This window comes from Ralstonia mannitolilytica (genome assembly GCF_905397375.1).
GTDB classification, from domain to species: domain Bacteria; phylum Pseudomonadota; class Gammaproteobacteria; order Burkholderiales; family Burkholderiaceae; genus Ralstonia; species Ralstonia mannitolilytica.
Map to the genome: position 1 here is coordinate 138,490 of NZ_CAJPVG010000007.1, position 15,481 is coordinate 153,970.

At 67.3% G+C, this 15,481-nt stretch carries 16 protein-coding genes; 7 read left to right on the top strand and 9 right to left on the bottom strand.

The window, feature by feature from the left end:
- Positions 1-827: 827 nt before the first annotated feature.
- Entirely contained in the window at positions 828-2,042 is a 1,215-nt protein-coding gene (locus tag KHN96_RS14705; protein WP_045785338.1) for an EAL domain-containing response regulator, read from the top strand.
- 299 nt (positions 2,043-2,341) lie between these two features.
- Positions 2,342-2,989 (top strand): response regulator, encoded by a 648-nt coding sequence (locus KHN96_RS14710; RefSeq protein ID WP_045785339.1) that lies wholly within the window; start codon positions 2,342-2,344, stop codon positions 2,987-2,989.
- Here the strand turns inward: KHN96_RS14710 and KHN96_RS14715 are convergent.
- Both KHN96_RS14715 and KHN96_RS14720 read right to left on the bottom strand, forming a co-directional pair.
- Positions 2,986-3,780 carry an aquaporin gene (locus tag KHN96_RS14715; RefSeq protein WP_082062832.1) on the bottom strand — a complete coding sequence of 265 codons (795 nt, stop codon included), beginning with the start codon at positions 3,778-3,780 and terminating at the stop codon, positions 2,986-2,988. The two genes, KHN96_RS14710 and KHN96_RS14715, sit on opposite strands and share 4 nt — an antisense overlap.
- A 118-nt stretch (positions 3,781-3,898) precedes the next feature.
- A complete protein-coding gene (locus KHN96_RS14720) occupies positions 3,899-5,359 on the bottom strand; it encodes an MFS transporter (RefSeq protein WP_062737665.1) in 1,461 nt (486 codons plus the stop codon).
- Positions 5,360-5,484: 125 nt separating this feature from the next.
- Between KHN96_RS14720 and KHN96_RS14725 the strand changes: the two genes are divergently transcribed.
- Positions 5,485-6,321 carry a helix-turn-helix transcriptional regulator gene (locus KHN96_RS14725; protein ID WP_045785341.1) on the top strand — a complete coding sequence of 279 codons (837 nt, stop codon included), beginning with the start codon at positions 5,485-5,487 and terminating at the stop codon, positions 6,319-6,321.
- Here KHN96_RS14725 and KHN96_RS14730 read toward each other — a convergent pair.
- Entirely contained in the window at positions 6,318-6,917 is a 600-nt protein-coding gene (locus KHN96_RS14730) for a hydrolase (protein WP_062737664.1), read from the bottom strand. The two genes, KHN96_RS14725 and KHN96_RS14730, sit on opposite strands and share 4 nt — an antisense overlap.
- Positions 6,918-6,940: 23 nt before the next feature.
- Positions 6,941-7,375, bottom strand: a complete 435-nt coding sequence (locus tag KHN96_RS14735) for a PaaI family thioesterase (protein WP_062737663.1) — start codon at positions 7,373-7,375, stop codon at positions 6,941-6,943.
- A 288-nt stretch (positions 7,376-7,663) separates the two neighbouring features.
- Here KHN96_RS14735 and KHN96_RS14740 point away from each other — a divergent pair, with 288 nt between their 5' ends.
- Entirely contained in the window at positions 7,664-8,791 is a 1,128-nt protein-coding gene (locus tag KHN96_RS14740; RefSeq protein WP_027678765.1) for a porin, read from the top strand.
- 18 nt (positions 8,792-8,809) lie between these two features.
- On the opposite strand, the gene KHN96_RS14745 is transcribed toward KHN96_RS14740, so the two are convergent.
- Positions 8,810-9,859 carry an ABC transporter substrate-binding protein gene (locus tag KHN96_RS14745; protein ID WP_062737662.1) on the bottom strand — a complete coding sequence of 350 codons (1,050 nt, stop codon included), beginning with the start codon at positions 9,857-9,859 and terminating at the stop codon, positions 8,810-8,812.
- A gap of 147 nt (positions 9,860-10,006) precedes the next feature.
- Between KHN96_RS14745 and KHN96_RS14750 the strand changes: the two genes are divergently transcribed.
- A complete protein-coding gene (locus tag KHN96_RS14750) occupies positions 10,007-10,687 on the top strand; it encodes a response regulator (protein ID WP_062737661.1) in 681 nt (226 codons plus the stop codon).
- Positions 10,665-12,119, top strand: coding sequence for a sensor histidine kinase (locus tag KHN96_RS14755; protein ID WP_062737660.1), 1,455 nt, complete (start codon positions 10,665-10,667; stop codon positions 12,117-12,119). Before KHN96_RS14750 ends, KHN96_RS14755 begins: the two co-directional genes overlap by 23 nt.
- A gap of 128 nt (positions 12,120-12,247) precedes the next feature.
- Here KHN96_RS14755 and KHN96_RS14760 read toward each other — a convergent pair whose 3' ends face one another.
- From KHN96_RS14760 to KHN96_RS14775, 4 genes are all read right to left on the bottom strand, one after another.
- Positions 12,248-12,454: a hypothetical protein gene (locus KHN96_RS14760; protein ID WP_062737659.1), complete on the bottom strand. Its 207-nt coding sequence runs from the start codon at positions 12,452-12,454 to the stop codon at positions 12,248-12,250.
- Positions 12,455-12,478: 24 nt separating this feature from the next.
- On the bottom strand, positions 12,479-13,021 hold the full coding sequence (locus tag KHN96_RS14765; RefSeq protein WP_045785349.1) for a DUF4142 domain-containing protein: 543 nt from the start codon (positions 13,019-13,021) through the stop codon (positions 12,479-12,481).
- 25 nt (positions 13,022-13,046) lie between these two features.
- Complete coding sequence (locus KHN96_RS14770) at positions 13,047-13,439, bottom strand: DUF2795 domain-containing protein (RefSeq protein WP_045785350.1); 393 nt, start codon at positions 13,437-13,439, stop codon at positions 13,047-13,049.
- 123 nt (positions 13,440-13,562) lie between these two features.
- On the bottom strand, positions 13,563-14,045 hold the full coding sequence (locus KHN96_RS14775) for an RrF2 family transcriptional regulator (RefSeq protein WP_062737658.1): 483 nt from the start codon (positions 14,043-14,045) through the stop codon (positions 13,563-13,565).
- A 213-nt stretch (positions 14,046-14,258) separates the two neighbouring features.
- On the opposite strand from KHN96_RS14775, the gene KHN96_RS14780 reads away from it, so the two are divergent.
- A complete protein-coding gene (locus KHN96_RS14780) occupies positions 14,259-15,464 on the top strand; it encodes a globin domain-containing protein (RefSeq protein ID WP_062737657.1) in 1,206 nt (401 codons plus the stop codon).
- Positions 15,465-15,481: the final 17 nt, after the last annotated feature.

Here is a 15,481-nt window from a genome sequence, read left to right on the forward strand (position 1 = left end):
GGCATTCCCAGGGCCCGCCGCGCTGTTTGTTGCGTTGCGCCATGGTGTGACTGTTGCGATCGTTTCCGCCCTCCGTGGCGCCTTGACAACGCTTTGCTCCATTACGTAGTTCTACGTTATTGCAACGCAGCAAACGATTCGCTATAGTAGGAACTGTCTCCTCCACCCTCCTTGGTGGATTGTGGCCCGAGCACCTGGTGCTCGGGCTTTTTTCTTTGCGGCGGCGGATGCCGCTGCCTTGTCTTCTCGCCGGTTCCGGCTACGCTGTCTCTCATCACTCAATGCCCGCACCGTTGCCGGATCGCAACGCGCACGACCGTTCAAGCGGGTGCTTTGAGCCGCGCTTCCAATGTCGGCGCTGACGGCGCGGGCAGCTGCCGGAAAGCGGTTCGTGCGTCACTCAAATGTTGTGAATCGGTGTTTATCCACGGCGTTCATGCGCCTAACATCGCGGAACTGCGTCGGTTTTTGTCCTACAAGCGATTCGGCCGCATCCGGACAGTCCGACGCCTTCCCCTCCACTACACTTCATCTTGCTCTCTCTTTAGAGAGCACTCCCCCCCTTTTGAGCCCGCCCCTGTTGCGGGCTTCATTTTTTTCGGGCACGATTTCCTGCATCTTGGCGCCGTCGACACCGGCGCCGGAGCTCAAAAGGTTGGGGGAAATCGCTCAAGGCCCGCGCAGTTGAAAAGCTGCGCGGGCTTTGTTTTTTCTGACCCTTGCGCCTGACAAGGGCGTCGCGCAGTGCTTCAATGGCGGATCACGGCGGACGCTGCACGGCGCAAACGGGATGGGCCCCGCCATATCGACAAGAACGAGGACGGCCGATGGAAGGTTTCGCGCAACTCGCCGTGCTGGTGGTCGACGACCATCCGGTACAACGGGCCGCCGCCCGGCAATTGCTCCATACGCTTGGCGTGCAGCAGATCCTGACCGCATGCGATGGCCGCGAGGCGCTCTACCTGCTGGAACTCTGTCACGTCGACCTCGTGCTGTGCGACATCGACATGCCCGGCATGAACGGCCCCGAACTCATGGAGCAGATGCGCCTGCGCCAGGGTCGCGTGTTTCCGCGCCAGGCGCCCGTGTGGGCGTGGGTGAGCGCCATGGACGCGCCGATCGTCGAATCGCACGTGAGCCTCGCGGATGCCGTGGGCCTGGCCCAGACGCATGGCATCCACAAGCCGCTGCGGCCCGCGCATGTGCTGCCCCTGCTGGAGGCCGCCGCCGCGCGCGAGCGCGATCCTGCGCCGCCGGCGCCCGCGGCCGTGCCACGTTTTTCCGACGACGAACTCGCCGCGCTGATCGGTGAGACGCCCGAGCAGATCGAGCTGGTGCTGCAGCCCCAGCATGATCTCGCGAGCAACCAGATCGTCGGGGCGGAGGCGCTGTGCCGCTGGATCCATCCGACACACGGGCGCGTATCGCCCGCCGCCTTCGTGCCGCGACTGGAGGCGCTGGGCCTGGCCGACGGCCTCTTCTTTCACATGCTCGAGCGGTGCGTGCGCGTGCAACAGGCGCTCGCCGCGCAGGCGCACGGGGTGTCCATTGGCGTGAATGCGTCCGCCGCGACGCTCGGCCGCGCCGGCACCGTGGACCGCATCGAGGCGACCGTGCGCGGAGCGCGCATAGCGCCCGGCGCCATCGCCATTGAACTGACCGAGGATTCCCTGGTGCCCGACGCGACGCAGCTCACCATCGCGCTGAACCGGCTGCGCCTGATGGGACATCCGCTTGCAATCGATGATTTTGGCGTCGGGATCGCCACGCTCAAGCTGCTGGCCGACCTGCCCTTCAACATCCTCAAGATCGACCGCTCGTTCACGGCAGCGGTGGACCAGAGCAGCCAGCGCGGCGTGATCTGCCGCACGATGATCGAGCTGGCGCGCGCGCTGCAGCTCGAGTGCATTGCCGAAGGCGTGGAGACCGAAGCGCAGCGCCAGACCTTGCGGGCGTTGGGCTGCGCGACGGGCCAGGGGTATCTGTGGGCCGCGCCGCTGTCGGTGACGGCATTTCTTGCGCATGTGCAGGCGGCCGGCTAGCCGATGGCGGCATCGCGTTTAGTTTTGTGCAGCCCTGATTGAAACAGCTTCTGCCCCGAAACGTTACGACGGGGCCAAAGTAGGACTGGTCTGATCCCGAGCGGTGCGCGGGCTCAGTAAGGTACCGGCACTCCTTTGCCGCTTCACCTGATTCCATGACGGCCCCAGTCCGCCCCTTCCCTCTGCTGGCCCAGCGCCATGCACGAGCGCAGGCCGTAGCGCCTGCCCAGGCCGATTGCGCTTGCCGCCGCCGTGCACGGCGGTGCCCGCTGTCGTGCGGGCACGGTTGAGGGCCCGCCATGTCTGCGTTCCTGTCGATCGTGGCGGCCGATGATCATCCGGTGATCCTCATGGGGCTGACCGCCGCCCTGGCGCGGTTTCCGCAACTGCGTGTCGTGGCGCAGGCCCATGACGGGCGCGAACTCCTGCAGGTGCTCCGCCATATCGACTGCCAGGTCGTCGTCACCGACTACAACATGGGCGGCGACCCGGCCTGCGATGCCATGCGACTGCTGACCCGCCTGCGTAAGCTGCAGCCCAGGCGTGCCGTCGTGGTCTGCACGATGGTCGACAATCCCGCCCTGCTGCGTGCGATGCAGGATGCCGGCGTGATGGGCCTCGTCAGCAAGAACGACGACCTGATCCACGTCGGCCACGCCGTCATGGCAACGGCGCGCGGCGTGCGTTACTACAGCCCGGGGATCGCCCAAGACGTCCGCCTGGGCTCCAGCGTGCAGGAGGCCTACGGACGACTGAGCGTGCGCGAGCGCGAAGTCATTCAACTGTACGCGCGCGGTATGGCCCTGTCGGAGATTGCAAAGCAGCTCGGCTCGAGCATCAAGACCGTCAGCTCGCAGAAGACCATGGCGCTGCGCAAGCTCGGCCTGGCGCGCGACACCGAGCTGTTTCAGTACATGCGGACCCAGGCCATCTCGCTGGTCCGCTAAGCGCTGCGCCCGGTAGCCTGGCGGCGCATCGGCAGCGCGTCGGTCCGGGCCGCGACGGGGCGGGGAGCCCGCGCCGGTTCTGCCCCCGCCAACCAGCGGAACAGCGGTGTCGCCAACAGCGCGCCGGCCAGTTGCGCCAGCATGTAGCCGGGCACGTCTTCAGGGCGGATGCCCGAGGGGCCGTCGGTCAGCGCGCACGCGAACGCCAATGCCGGGTTGGCCAGCGACGAAGACGACGTGAACCAATACCCCGCCGCGATATAGGCGGCCACCACCGCCGGCAGGTGCCGGGGCGCATGACGCCCGCACGCAATGCCCGCCCCGATGAGGCCGAAGGTTGCCAACGCCTCACTCCACCACAGCGCGCCGCCCGTGGCCGCATGCGTGCCTGCCGACCACACGGCCATGCCATACATGGCATGCATCGCGGCCACCCCGAGCGCCGCGCCCACCGTCTGCGCCGCGACGTACGCCAACGCTTCACGCGCGCGCAAGCCGCCCTGCAGTGCCGCCGACAACGTCACCGCCGGGTTCAGGTGCGCGCCCGACACCGGCGCAAACACCGTCAGCAGTGCCAGCAGGCCCGCGCCGCCGGCCAGCGATTGCGCCAGCAGCGTCCACGTGGCATCGCCGCTGGAGATGCGGTTTGCGTGGATGCCCGTGCCGATCACCACCGCGATCAGCAGCGCCGTGCCCAGCGCCTCAGCAACGACGCGGCGCGCCAGCGAAACGGCGGACGGCGCCGGAGAACTCGCCGACGCAGCGGCGCGAAGCGGGGAAACGGTAGCCATGAGCGGGGGAAGGCGGACGATGCCAAATGCATCGCGCGGGAGTGTGGAACCTTCGCCCATGCCGATCAATGCACGCCGGCGCGTTTGTGCCGCGCGCCGGAGTATCGAATGCCCCGGCTCAGGCCGGGTTTGCCGCGCCGGCGGCAGACAGGCGGCGCTGGTGCGCGCCCAACCGTGCAAAGCCGATCGCCGCCGCCGCCAGGGCGGCCAGCATGGCGACGCAGCCGGCGATGGTGCCGCGCGCGATACCCGCGCCGCCGTCTGCGGCGAACGTGAAGTACAACCCGCCGATACACGCGACGCCCAGCGCGCCTGCCACCTGCTGCGTGGTGATGAGCAACCCCGCCGCGGCCCCCGCCTGCGCCCGCGCTACGCCCGTCAGCACCAGGCCGATCAGCGGGACCACGACAAGGCCTTGCCCCGCCCCGTACAGCGCCACGGCAATGCCGATCAGCGTCATGCCCGGCGCAGCGGGATGCGACCAGTCAGCGCCAAAGCCGGACACCAGCACCAGCAGGCCCAGCGCCATCAACGCGAGCCCGCCCAGCATGGCGCGCACGCCGTGGCGCCGTACCAGCGCGTTGGCCACCCGCGACGTGCCCAGGAACGCGATCGCCAGCGGCAGGATCGCCACGCCCATCTGCAGCGCAGACAGCCGCCGCCCGTTCTGCAGATACAGCGTCAGCACCAGGAAGAACGCCATCATGCCGATGTAGTGCAGGCCCGACGCCGTCAGCCCCGTCATGAAGGCGCGATGCTGCAGCAACGCCGGCGGCAGCAGCGGCGTGCCGCCGGCGCGGTCGACGCGCGCTTCGAGCCGCTGGAACGTTGCCACGCCGAGTACGCCCGCGGCGAGCATCGCCAGCGTCCACCCCGGCCAGTGCAGCTCACGGCCGAACAGCAGCGGTACCAGCACGGCGGCCACGCTCGCGGCCATCCAGGCGACGCCGGCGGTGTCCAGGCGCACCGGCGTGGTTGCCGCCGGTCGCGGGATCCAGCGCCAGCCGAGCAGCGCCGCGGCCAGCCCCACCGGCACGTTGATCAGGAAGGCTGAGCGCCAGCCCAGCCCTGCGATATCTGCGCTGGTGAGCGCGCCGCCCACCAGCAGCCCGGCCGCGCCGCCGGTGCCCATCACCAGCCCGAAGATCGACAGCGCGCGGTCGCGCTCCGTGCCGGCAAAGAGCGCCTGCACGCTCGCCAGCACCTGCGGCACCATCATCGCGGCGGACAGACCTTGCGCAAAGCGCCACGCGATGAGCGCGGCCGCGCTGGCCGCCAGCCCGCAACCGGCCGAGGTGGCGGTAAAGGCGATGAGCCCGAGCAGGAACACGCGCCGCCGCCCGAACAGGTCGCCCAGCCGGCCGCCGGTGATAAGCAGGATCGCGTAGCCGAGCTGGTAGACGGCCAGCACCGCCTCCAGTTGCGCGGGCGTGGCGTGCAGGCTCGTGCGGATGCTGGGGATCGCCACATTGGCGATGAACGCATCGACGATGAACATGAATTGCGCCGTCACCATCACACCAAAGGCAAGCCAGCGGCGCGGTTCCGATGCGGAAGAGGAGGAAGAAACGTGGGTCACGATCGGCTCCGGAAAAGAGAGGTGATCGCAGCGTAGGCGCCCGTGCCGATTCGATGCAGAGCTAGGATTAACCTAGGATTGGGCTGTCCCTCCCACCTTCGCGCGCGCTTGTGTGTAATACCGTCATGGACGATTTCACTGCAGACCTGGCTCCCTTCCCCGCCTCGCCGCGCAACGAGCTCGGCGAGTTCCTGCGCAGCCGCCGCGGCCAGTTGCGCCCGCAGGATGTGGGATTGCCCGAGGGGGGCGGCCGCCGCCGCACCGCCGGCCTGCGCCGCGAAGAAGTGGCGCAGCTCGCCAACATCAGCATCGACTGGTATGTGCGCATCGAACAGGGCCGCGACGTGCGGCCTTCGGTGGCCACGATCGAGGCGATCGGCCGCGCCCTGAAGCTGTCGTCGGACGAGCGCGCCCACATGCGCGGGCTGGCGCGGGCCGAATCGGTCTTCCCGGGCACCCCGGTGCGCTCATTGATGGAGGATGTGCCCGACGTGCTGCGCCGCGCCGTCGCCGGCATGGCCCTGCCCGCGCACGTGCGCAGTTACCGTACCGACCTGCTGTGCTGGAACGATGCCGCGTCGCAGCTGTTCATGGATTTCGGCACGATGCCGCCGGAAGACCGCAACGCGCTGGTCTACATGTTCCTGTATGCCAACGCGCGCGAGCGCTTTGTCGAGTGGGAGAGCGAGGCGCGCCGCATGCTGGCGAAGTTTCGCGCGGTGTACGACCCGCATGCCGACGACCTCGTCCTCGTGGCGCTGGTCGACCGGCTGCGCACCGAGAGCCGCGAGTTCGACACCTGGTGGCGCCAGCATGAAGTCCGCGCCGCCCGCGCCGAGCACAAGCTGATCCGCACGCCGGGCGGCAAGGTCGTCCGCTACGACTACATCGGCCTGCCGGTGATGGAAGACCCGCGGCTGCGCCTCGTGATGTATGTACCGAGGGAAGACGGCGGCGCTTAATCCGTCAACGCCGCGAGGATGGTTTCGGTGCTGCGCACCCGGCCCAGGCGCGGAAAGACGTGCTCGACCGACGAACGGTGCAGCGCGGCATCGTTCGAGCTCATCGCATCTTCGGCCAGCACCAGCGCGTAGCCGTGTTCCCATGCGGCCCGCGCGGTCGATTCCACGCCCACATGCGTCGAGATACCGCCCAGCACGATGGTAGTGACGCCGCGGCGGCGCAATTGCAGGTCGAGCTCGGTGCCGTAGAACGCGCCCCACTGGCGCTTGGTGATCTGGATGTCGGTGGCTGCGACTTCCAGCTCGGCGGGCTGTTCCCACCATTGCGGCGGCAGGCCGCCCGGCTGCGTGGGTGTGGGGCGGTCGACGGGCTGGCGCGGCGCATCAGCGTAGTCGGCCGCCCAACCCACGCGCACGAGCACCACGGGCGCACCCAGCTCGCGAAAGCGCTTGGCCAACTTGGCGGACGCGCCCAATACCTGCTCGGCCGTATGCGGCCCTTGCGCGAACGGCAGGATGCCGCGTTGCAGGTCGATCAGCACCAGCGCGGTGGTCTTCGCAGACAAGGCAGGCAGGGTTTGCAGCGGTTCAGACATCAGGTGCTCCAGGTCAATTCGATTTACGGACGGCGGATGACACAGGTTGCCGTGGCGTGCGCGAGCAACGTGCCGTCCTGCGTCTTGAGCGTGCCCTCCGACACGCCGATCGTGCGCGAGACATGCAGCACGCGCCCAACGGCCACCAGCGGTGTATCCACCGGTACGGCCTTCACCATCTTCACGTTCAGGTCGACCGTGCCGTAGCCGACGCCGGCTTCCAGCATCGAATGCACGGCACAGCCCGTCACGGAATCGAGCACCGTCGCCGCAAAACCGCCGTGCACACCGCCCAGCGGATTGAGGTGGCGCTTGTCGGCCTGGGCAGTGAAGTGCACGGTGCCTGCTTCGATGGAATCCATCGTCATCGGGATGGTTTCGCTGATGGACGCGCGCGGCAGCTCGCCGCGCGACATGGCCTGCAGCAATTGCAGGCCGGTCATTTGGGACGGATGCATGGGGAAGGTCTGGTGGAGTTGGGGTGAGGTGACTCGACACTCTACCGCGAGCCTGATTGCCGGGGCTGCAATGGGTTGCATTGGACGACGCAACAACGCGCGCCTACCCATGCCCCAATGCGGGTAGACCCTAACGTTGCGCGCACGCCGACGCGAAAGGCTCCAGAAAGGTGGCCCCTTCTACGCTCGCCCAGCGATTGCATCGGCGGCCTGACCCACCGCCGTCGCGCGTTTTCCGAAGCCGGCACCACGACCGGACACCATCACCCACAAAGGAAGGAGACTTCAATGTCCCGCATCAAGTTTGCCCTTGCGGCAACAGCAGCTGCGGCGGCCACGCTGGCCACCGGCGCCCACGCCCAGTCGTCGAACGTGACGCTCTACGGGCTGATCGACACCACCATCAGCACCGTCAACAACGCCAATGCCTCGGGCGCGCGCCTGACCGGCTTCCAGGTGCCCTGGTTCTCCGGCAGCCGCTGGGGCCTGACCGGTAAGGAAGACCTGGGCAACGGTCTGTCGGCCATCTTCAAGCTGGAATCGGAATTCGAAACGCCCACCGGCAACATGGACACCCCGGGGGTGCTGTTCAACCGTGATGCGTGGGTGGGTTTGTCGAGCGAATCGCTCGGTAAGCTGACCTTTGGCCGCCAGAACGCGATTGCGCGCGATGTGTCGGGCATCTACGGCGACCCGTACACCAGCGCCACCGTCACGCTGGATGAAGGCGGCTACACCAACGTCAACAACTTCAAGCAACTGATCTTCTACGCAGGTAGCGCCACGGGCACGCGTCTGAACAACGGCGTGGTGTGGAAGAAGCTGTGGGACGGCCGCTTCTTCACTGGCCTGGCCTATCAGTTTGGCGAAGTGCCGGGTCAGTTCACGCAAGGGACCACCGAGTCGCTGGCCCTGGGCTACAACGGCGGCAACTTCAACCTGGCCGGCTTTGCGCAACAGGCCAAGGTGGGCGGCTTCATGGACCGTTCGTATTCGGTCGGCGGCAACGTGATCTTCGGCATGTTCCGCGTCAATGCCGGCTACTTCCACTACACCGGCGAGCAGCCGGCCGCGATCGGCAACCGCAGCGACAACGCGTACACCGTGTCGCTGAAGGTGGCGCCCCCGGGTGCGTTCGACTACGAAATCGGCTACCAGATCATGAAGGCCAACAACGCCGCCTTCAGCGCCGATGGCAACACCCTCAACGCGTATGCCAGCGTCGTGGGCGCCACCGCAGCGGGCAGCGGCCGCAAGAGCACGCTTTACGGCTCGGTGTTCTACCACGTGTCCAAGCGTACGGAGTTCTACGTTGCGGCCGACTACATGAAGCTGAAGGATCAGTACATCGTGGGCGGCACCAACGGCCACAACAGCCAGACGGAGTTCGGCGTCGGTATGCGCACGCGCTTCTAAGCGAGGGTTTGGCTGGAGCTAGCGGCGCTCGCGCACCTGATCGACAAACTTGTTGGTATAGGTGCGCGAGAGGTCGATGTGCTTGTCGCGCGCGTTGGCATTGCTGGCGGCGAGGACGCGCAGGACGGTGGGTGGGCCGTCGTCCGGCATGCGTCCGTCGGGGCTGAAGGTGGGCAACGCGGCGGCAAGCGCTTTTGCGTACAGCTCGGGATGATCGCGCCGGAATTCAGCCGGCATGCGGGCGGCAATGTCTTCCGCGCCATGCGTGTGCATGTAACGCAGGGTGCGCACGAAGGCGCGAGCCAGTTTGGCGGCGATATCCGGATGCGCTTCGAGCCATTCGGTCTGCAGGTACAGGCACGCGGCCGGATACGGGCCGCCCAGCGCGGCGCGCGTGCTTTCCAGCGTGCGCAAGTCGAGCAGCACGCGGGCTTCGCCGCTGTGCACGAGCCGCGTGACCGTCGGGTCGGTGGTCATGCCGGCGTCGATGCGGCCGTTGCGCAGTGCGGTGACGAAGCTGCGGTCCGCGCCGACCGGCAGCATGGTGTAATCGCCGGCCGACAGCCCCTGCTGCGCCATCAGGTAGCGCGTGAGAAAGCTCGTCGATGCGCCCAGCCCCGTCACGCCCAGCGTGCGGCCGCGCAGGTCACGCATCGATTGCACGGCTGCCGGCAACCGTGTCGAGACGACTTCCGCTTCGCCCGGCACCTGGCTGAATACGACGATGGCACGCACTTCCTTGCCCTTGGCCTGCAGGTCGATGGTGTGGTCATAAAAGCCGACCACGCCTTGCGCAAAGCCGGTGAGCAGTTCGCTCTCGGCATCGACGCCGGCAGGCTGCGAGAGCAGTTCCACCTCGAGCCCCTCGTCGCGGAAATAGCCCAGGCGCTGCGCCAGCGTCGCGGGCAGGTAGATCATCTTGGCGGTGCCGCTGACCATGAGCGTCAGTCGCGTCGGGTCTTGGGCGAGGGCGTGTGAGGCTGCCACTGCCAGCAGGGCAGCGAGCCACGGCGTGATCCAGCCCCGGAGGCCGCGTGCGCGGGCGCTCCTGCAGGTAAAAACACCCATTGAGTTGTCTCCGGCTCTTTTGTAGATATCGGTATCGCGCGGTCCGGAGCTGGTGAGTGATGCCTCCGGCGCGCGTAGGCAGCCGCCACCATTCTAGGAAGCGGCAACCCACAAATCGCTTTCATTTTTCGGACGCGCTGTTTTCGCATGAAGCTGCTCCTGATCGAAGACAACGCCCCGCTGGCGCACTGGCTGTCTGAAGCCCTGCGCCGCGCCCATTTCACCGTGGATCACGCCACCGATGGCGAATCCGCCGACACGTTGTTGCTCACGCAACACTACGACGTGGTCCTGCTCGATTTGCAATTGCCCACGTTGTCGGGGCAAGGCGTATTGCAACGTTTGCGCGGACGGCGCAACGCCGTGCCGGTGCTGATCCTCACGGCCAGCGGCGGGATCGACGACAAGGTTGCATGCCTGGGTGCCGGCGCCGACGACTACCTCGTCAAGCCGTTCGAGATTCGCGAGTTGATTGCGCGGATCCAGGCGCTGGTGCGGCGCAGCGCGCCCGACCAGTCCGTCGAGCTGCAATGCGGCGACCTGACGTACCACACCGGCAGCCGCACCTTCAATCTGGCCGGCCAGCCTCTGGTGCTGCCTGCGCGCGAGCACACCGTGCTGGAAATCCTCATGCTCAAGCTGGGCCGCACCGTTTCGAAACCGGCGCTGGTGAACGGCGTGTTCGGGATGGACGACGAAGCCAGCCCCGAGGCCATCGAAATCTACATCCACCGCCTGCGCAAGAAGCTGGAGCATTCCGCTGCCACCATCGTCACGCTGCGCGGCCTCGGTTACCTGCTGCGCGATGCCTCCGCTGCGCAGTCCTGATCCAGCGCCAGCGCAGTCCGGCCCCGCCCCCGCGCGAGCGCACAGCCTGCGTGCGCGGCTGGTGTTGTGGCTGGCACTGCCGCTGGTCGTCTATGTGGCGGCGGACGGCTGGCTGGACTTGGCGGCCGCACGCCACAACGCCGATCTCGTGCACTTTCATGCGCTCGACACGGCCGCGCAGATGATCAGCGGCCAGGTCGAATGGGACGACGGCCGCTTGCGCGTCTCGGTGCCGCCGGCCGCGCTGGCGGTGTTTGCCGCGCCCGAAAGCCCCGTGCGCGACCAGGTCACGTACCAGGTCAGCACCGAGCATGGCCGGCTGCTGGCCGGGCGGCTCGACTTCGGCACGCGCCCTGCGTTTGATGCGGCGGGCCTGGCGGACGCCGGCACCTACACCGATACCGTAGAGGGCCGGCCTGTGCACGTGGCCGCCGTGGTGCGCACCATGTACGACGCCGGCCGCACCGAGCGCGTCGTCACGCGCGTCGCGCAAACCACGAACGGGCGCGACGCGATGATCCGCCAGTTGTGGTGGCCGGCCACGGTACGCCAGCTTGCGCTCGTGGGCCTGGCGCTGGCGATGATCCTCATCGGCCTGACGCTGGAGCTGCGACCGATCTTGCGGCTGGCCGGCAATGTGTCGGCACGCGCGCCCACCGACCTTGCGCCGCTCGACCCCGACGGCCTGCAGCACGAACTGCAGCCGATTGCCGGCGCGTTCAACCAGTACCTGCAGCGTATTGCCGACAACGCGCTCACGCAGAAGCGCTTCATTGCCGATGCTGCCCACCAGATGCGCACGCCGCTGGCGATTCTCGATACGCAGATGCAGGTAGCAGCGCAAACCAACGCCGATGCCGCGCTCCACGAAGTCCTGAAGGCCGCGCGCACCAGCACGCGCAATCTGGCGGATCTCATCAACGACTTGCTGCTCTTGTCTCAGGCCGAAGCCTCGGCCGCGACGAGCGAGGTGGTGGACCTCTCACAGGTGGCGCGCACCGTGCTGGAAGACCTCGCGCTGTTGGCCGATGGCCGCCGTATCGATCTGGGCATGGAGCCGGCCGAACAGCCGGTGTGGACAGTGGGCAACCGCACGCTGATCGCCGCCATGCTGTTCAACCTCGTCGATAACGCCGTGCGTTACACGCAGGAAGGTGGCCGCGTAACGGTGCAGGTTTCGGCGGACTACGGTTGGGCCATGCTGACCGTGATCGACAACGGCCCTGGCATTCCGCCCGAGGCCTATGCGCGCGTGTTCGAGCGGTTCACGCGCCTCGCGGTCCACACGCAAGGTAGCGGCCTCGGCCTGGCGATCGTGAGACAGATCGTCGACCGCATGGGCGGGCAGATTGCGCTCGCACCCGGCCCGGGCGGCCAAGGCCTTGCCGTGACGGTGTGGCTACGTCGCGCCGACGTGCCGCCGGTCGCATGATCCGCACCGCTGCGTGACTGCACCGGCACCAATGGCAGATCCGGACAGAGCCGCGCCACCGTGCCGCAGCCAAAACAAACGGCCCTGCAAAAGGGGGCCGCTGTCCGGCTGATGCATGCACGCCCAAGTCAGGGCGCGTCCTTGGAAGACGTATCGCGTTCTTCCTCGCCGACCGGTTGGTGGTGCGATTTGCGGCCGCCCACCTCGCTCATGTCGCGCGCGCGCACTTCGGCTTCGCGCACGGTGGTGCCTTCTTCATCGGTTTCGGACACGTCGGTCAGATACGTGTCGTCGCCGGGCGGGTGCCCAGCGCCCTTCTGGTGTCGGCTGTTCATGATGGCCTCATCTCGGTGGGGTGACTACTTGGCGGGCTTCAATTGCTGCGCCATCTGCAGGTGCTCGCGCAGCGCCGGCAGGTTGTGCGCGAAGAACGCCTTGATATCCGGATCCTTCGCGTTCTTGGCGGCCTGGTCGAACAGGGCCACGGCCTCCTTGTGGGCCTTCACGCCGATCTCTTCGGCATAGGCCTTGTCGAACTTCGCGCCGTCCATCGCGCTCAGCTTGTCGACCTTGGCGCGCTCGTCCGGGGGCAGCGAATCGGGCACGGTGATGCCCTTCTTGCCGGCCAGGCTCTTCAATTCGTCGCCGACGGCGGTGTGATCCTTCACCATGCGCTGCGCGAAGGCGCGTACGTCTGGGTTGCTTGCCCGCGTGATGGCGGTCTGGCTGGCCTGCACTTCGAGCATGCCGGCCGCTGCCGCCTTGGTGACGTACGTGGTGTCGGCCTTGTCGGTGGCCGCCCCGGCCGCGCCCAGCGCGCCAAAGAACCCGAGGCTGCCGGCCAGGCATAGCGCCGCGATGCGTCGGGCGCCGAAGCGGTGCGTTGATGTGCTGTTCTGCATGGAATCGTCCTCCTGTGCGTGGCTGTCACATTTCGTGGCCGATGGCCTTGGAAACGGCTGCCGGCGTGTCGTACTCGTCGTCCGGCATGTCGCGCAGGGTCTGCAGGGTGCTGTCGTCTGCACCGTTGGCCTGCGCCGTTTCCAGCAGGTCTTGCTTGCGCGCCGGGTACGAAGCCCCCTTCAGCGCCTTCTGGATGCCGATGGGCGAATGCTTGGCATGCTCGCGGGTGCCGCTGCCGCCATGTGCGCCGCGCTCGTTGGACTTGGCGCCCGCGCGTTCGCTCGATTTGCCGTGGCTGGCGTGGCTGCTGCGCTCCTTCGACGCGTCCTTCGATGCGCTGCTGTGCTTGCCGTGGGACGTCGATTTGGCATGCGATGCGTGCTTGCTCCTGTCGCTCTTGTCGCGAGTCGATTTCATGACACCTCCGCTGATCTGTTGAACGGGCCGACACCGGAATGGCGCGGCCGACAGCGGTTGTGCAGCACCGAACATGCCTGCCCGCAGGTCAGGAGGCAGACGCCGCAGCGGAGTGAGACGACGCTACGCGCGCGGCACCGCCTTGCCGGGCCCAACTGGCATGGGCAGCGGTATGGCAGCTCCCAGCACACGGCTCACAGCGCGGGGCTTGTCGACGAGGTCCTGCAGCGAATAGCGATCGAGCACATCAAAGTACGCCTGCAACGCCGCGTGCAGCACGCCGCGCAGGCCGCACACGCGCGTGATGACGCAGTGGTTGTCGTCGGCATGGAAGCACTCGACCATGCGGAAGTCCGGTTCCGTGGCGCGCACCACGTCGCCAAGGTTGATCTCGGCGGCAGGCCGACCCAGCGTGATGCCGCCGGCGCGGCCGCGCACGGTGCGCAGGAAGCCGTCCTGCCCCAACTGCTGGACGATCTTGATGAGGTGGTTTTTCGGAATGCCGAAGGTGTCCGCGATGCGCTGGATCGTGACGAGCTCGTCCGGATGCACGGCCACGTAGATGAGCGTGCGCAGGGCGTAGTCGGTGTAGTCGGTCAGTCGCATGGCGGGCTGCGGAAAACATTCAGAAGAGCCGAATCTTATCGGGGAAGCCGCCCGGGCGATGCGCCGCTTTGCCGCAGTTCATTTTGTTGTATTAAAAATGCATCTTTAATAGAATCCAACGCAAGCGGTTGCCTGGTTCGCGGGCACGTCGGCACGCAGGCTGGCGCTTCCGCGTTTTATTTGATGCATCTACTACGCATATTTGGAGCCAGCATGCTGTCCGAAAAATCCCGGCCTTTCATTGACGCCAGTGTTCCCGTCCTGCGCCAGCACGGGCTGACGATCACGCAGACGTTCTACCGCAACCTGTTCGCCAGCCATCCGGAGCTGACGAACGTGTTCAACATGGGCAACCAGGCGAACGGGCTGCAGCAGCAATCGCTGGCGTCTGCCGTGTTTGCGTACGCCGCCAACTACGGCAACAACGCGGCGCTTGCGCCGGTGGTCAACCGCATCGTGCACAAGCATGCTGCCGTGGGCATCAAGCCGAGCCACTACCCGATCGTTGCGCGCCACCTGCTTGGCGCGATTGCCGAGGTGCTGGGCGACGCCGCCACGCCCGAGCTGATCGCCGCCTGGGACGAGGCGTACTGGCTGCTGGCCGCCGAGCTGATCGCCGCCGAAGCACGCCTGTACCAGCACAGCGGCAGCGGCCCGGACCACCGCCAGCCCGTGCGCATTGTCGAACGTCGCGAGCAGGCGGTCGACGTGGTCTCGCTCACGCTCGAAGCCGTGGGCGATGCCCCGCTGGGCGATTTCCTGCCGGGCCAGTACATCTCGGTGCAGGTGGAGCTTGCGCCGGGCGTACTGCAGCAGCGCCAGTACAGCCTGTCGGATGCGCCGAACGGCCGCACGTGGCGCATCTCGGTCAAGCGGGATGCCGGCGATGCAGACCGCCCTGCCGGGACCGTGTCGAACTGGCTGCATGCCAACGCGCGCGAGGGTGAGGTGCTGCTCGTCAGCCGGCCCTATGGCGATTTCGTGCCGCAGCTCGCCACCGGCAATCCCATCGTGCTGATGTCGGCCGGCGTCGGCATCACGCCGATGATCGCGACGCTGAACACGCTCGCGCAGCAGAACAGCGCGCGCAGGGTCGTGTTCGGCCATGCCGACCGCGCCGCATCGCACGTCGCCCACGCCGACGATCTGGAGCGTGCCGCGCAGGCGTTGCCGGCGTTCGAGGCGCATGTGTTCCTCGAATCGGGCGAGGCCGTCGAGTTTGCCGCGCGTCCGGCGCAGCCGGGCCGCATGGCGGTCGACGCCTTCCTGCGCGATGACACGACCGATGCGGATTTCTACCTCTGCGGCCCGCTGCCCTTCATGCAGGCGCAACGCGCGGCGCTGCTCGCCAATGGCGTGCCGGCCGAGCGCATCCACCGCGAGGTGTTCGGGCCCGACCTGCTTGACGACATCCTTTAAGTGCGCCCGCCGCCCAA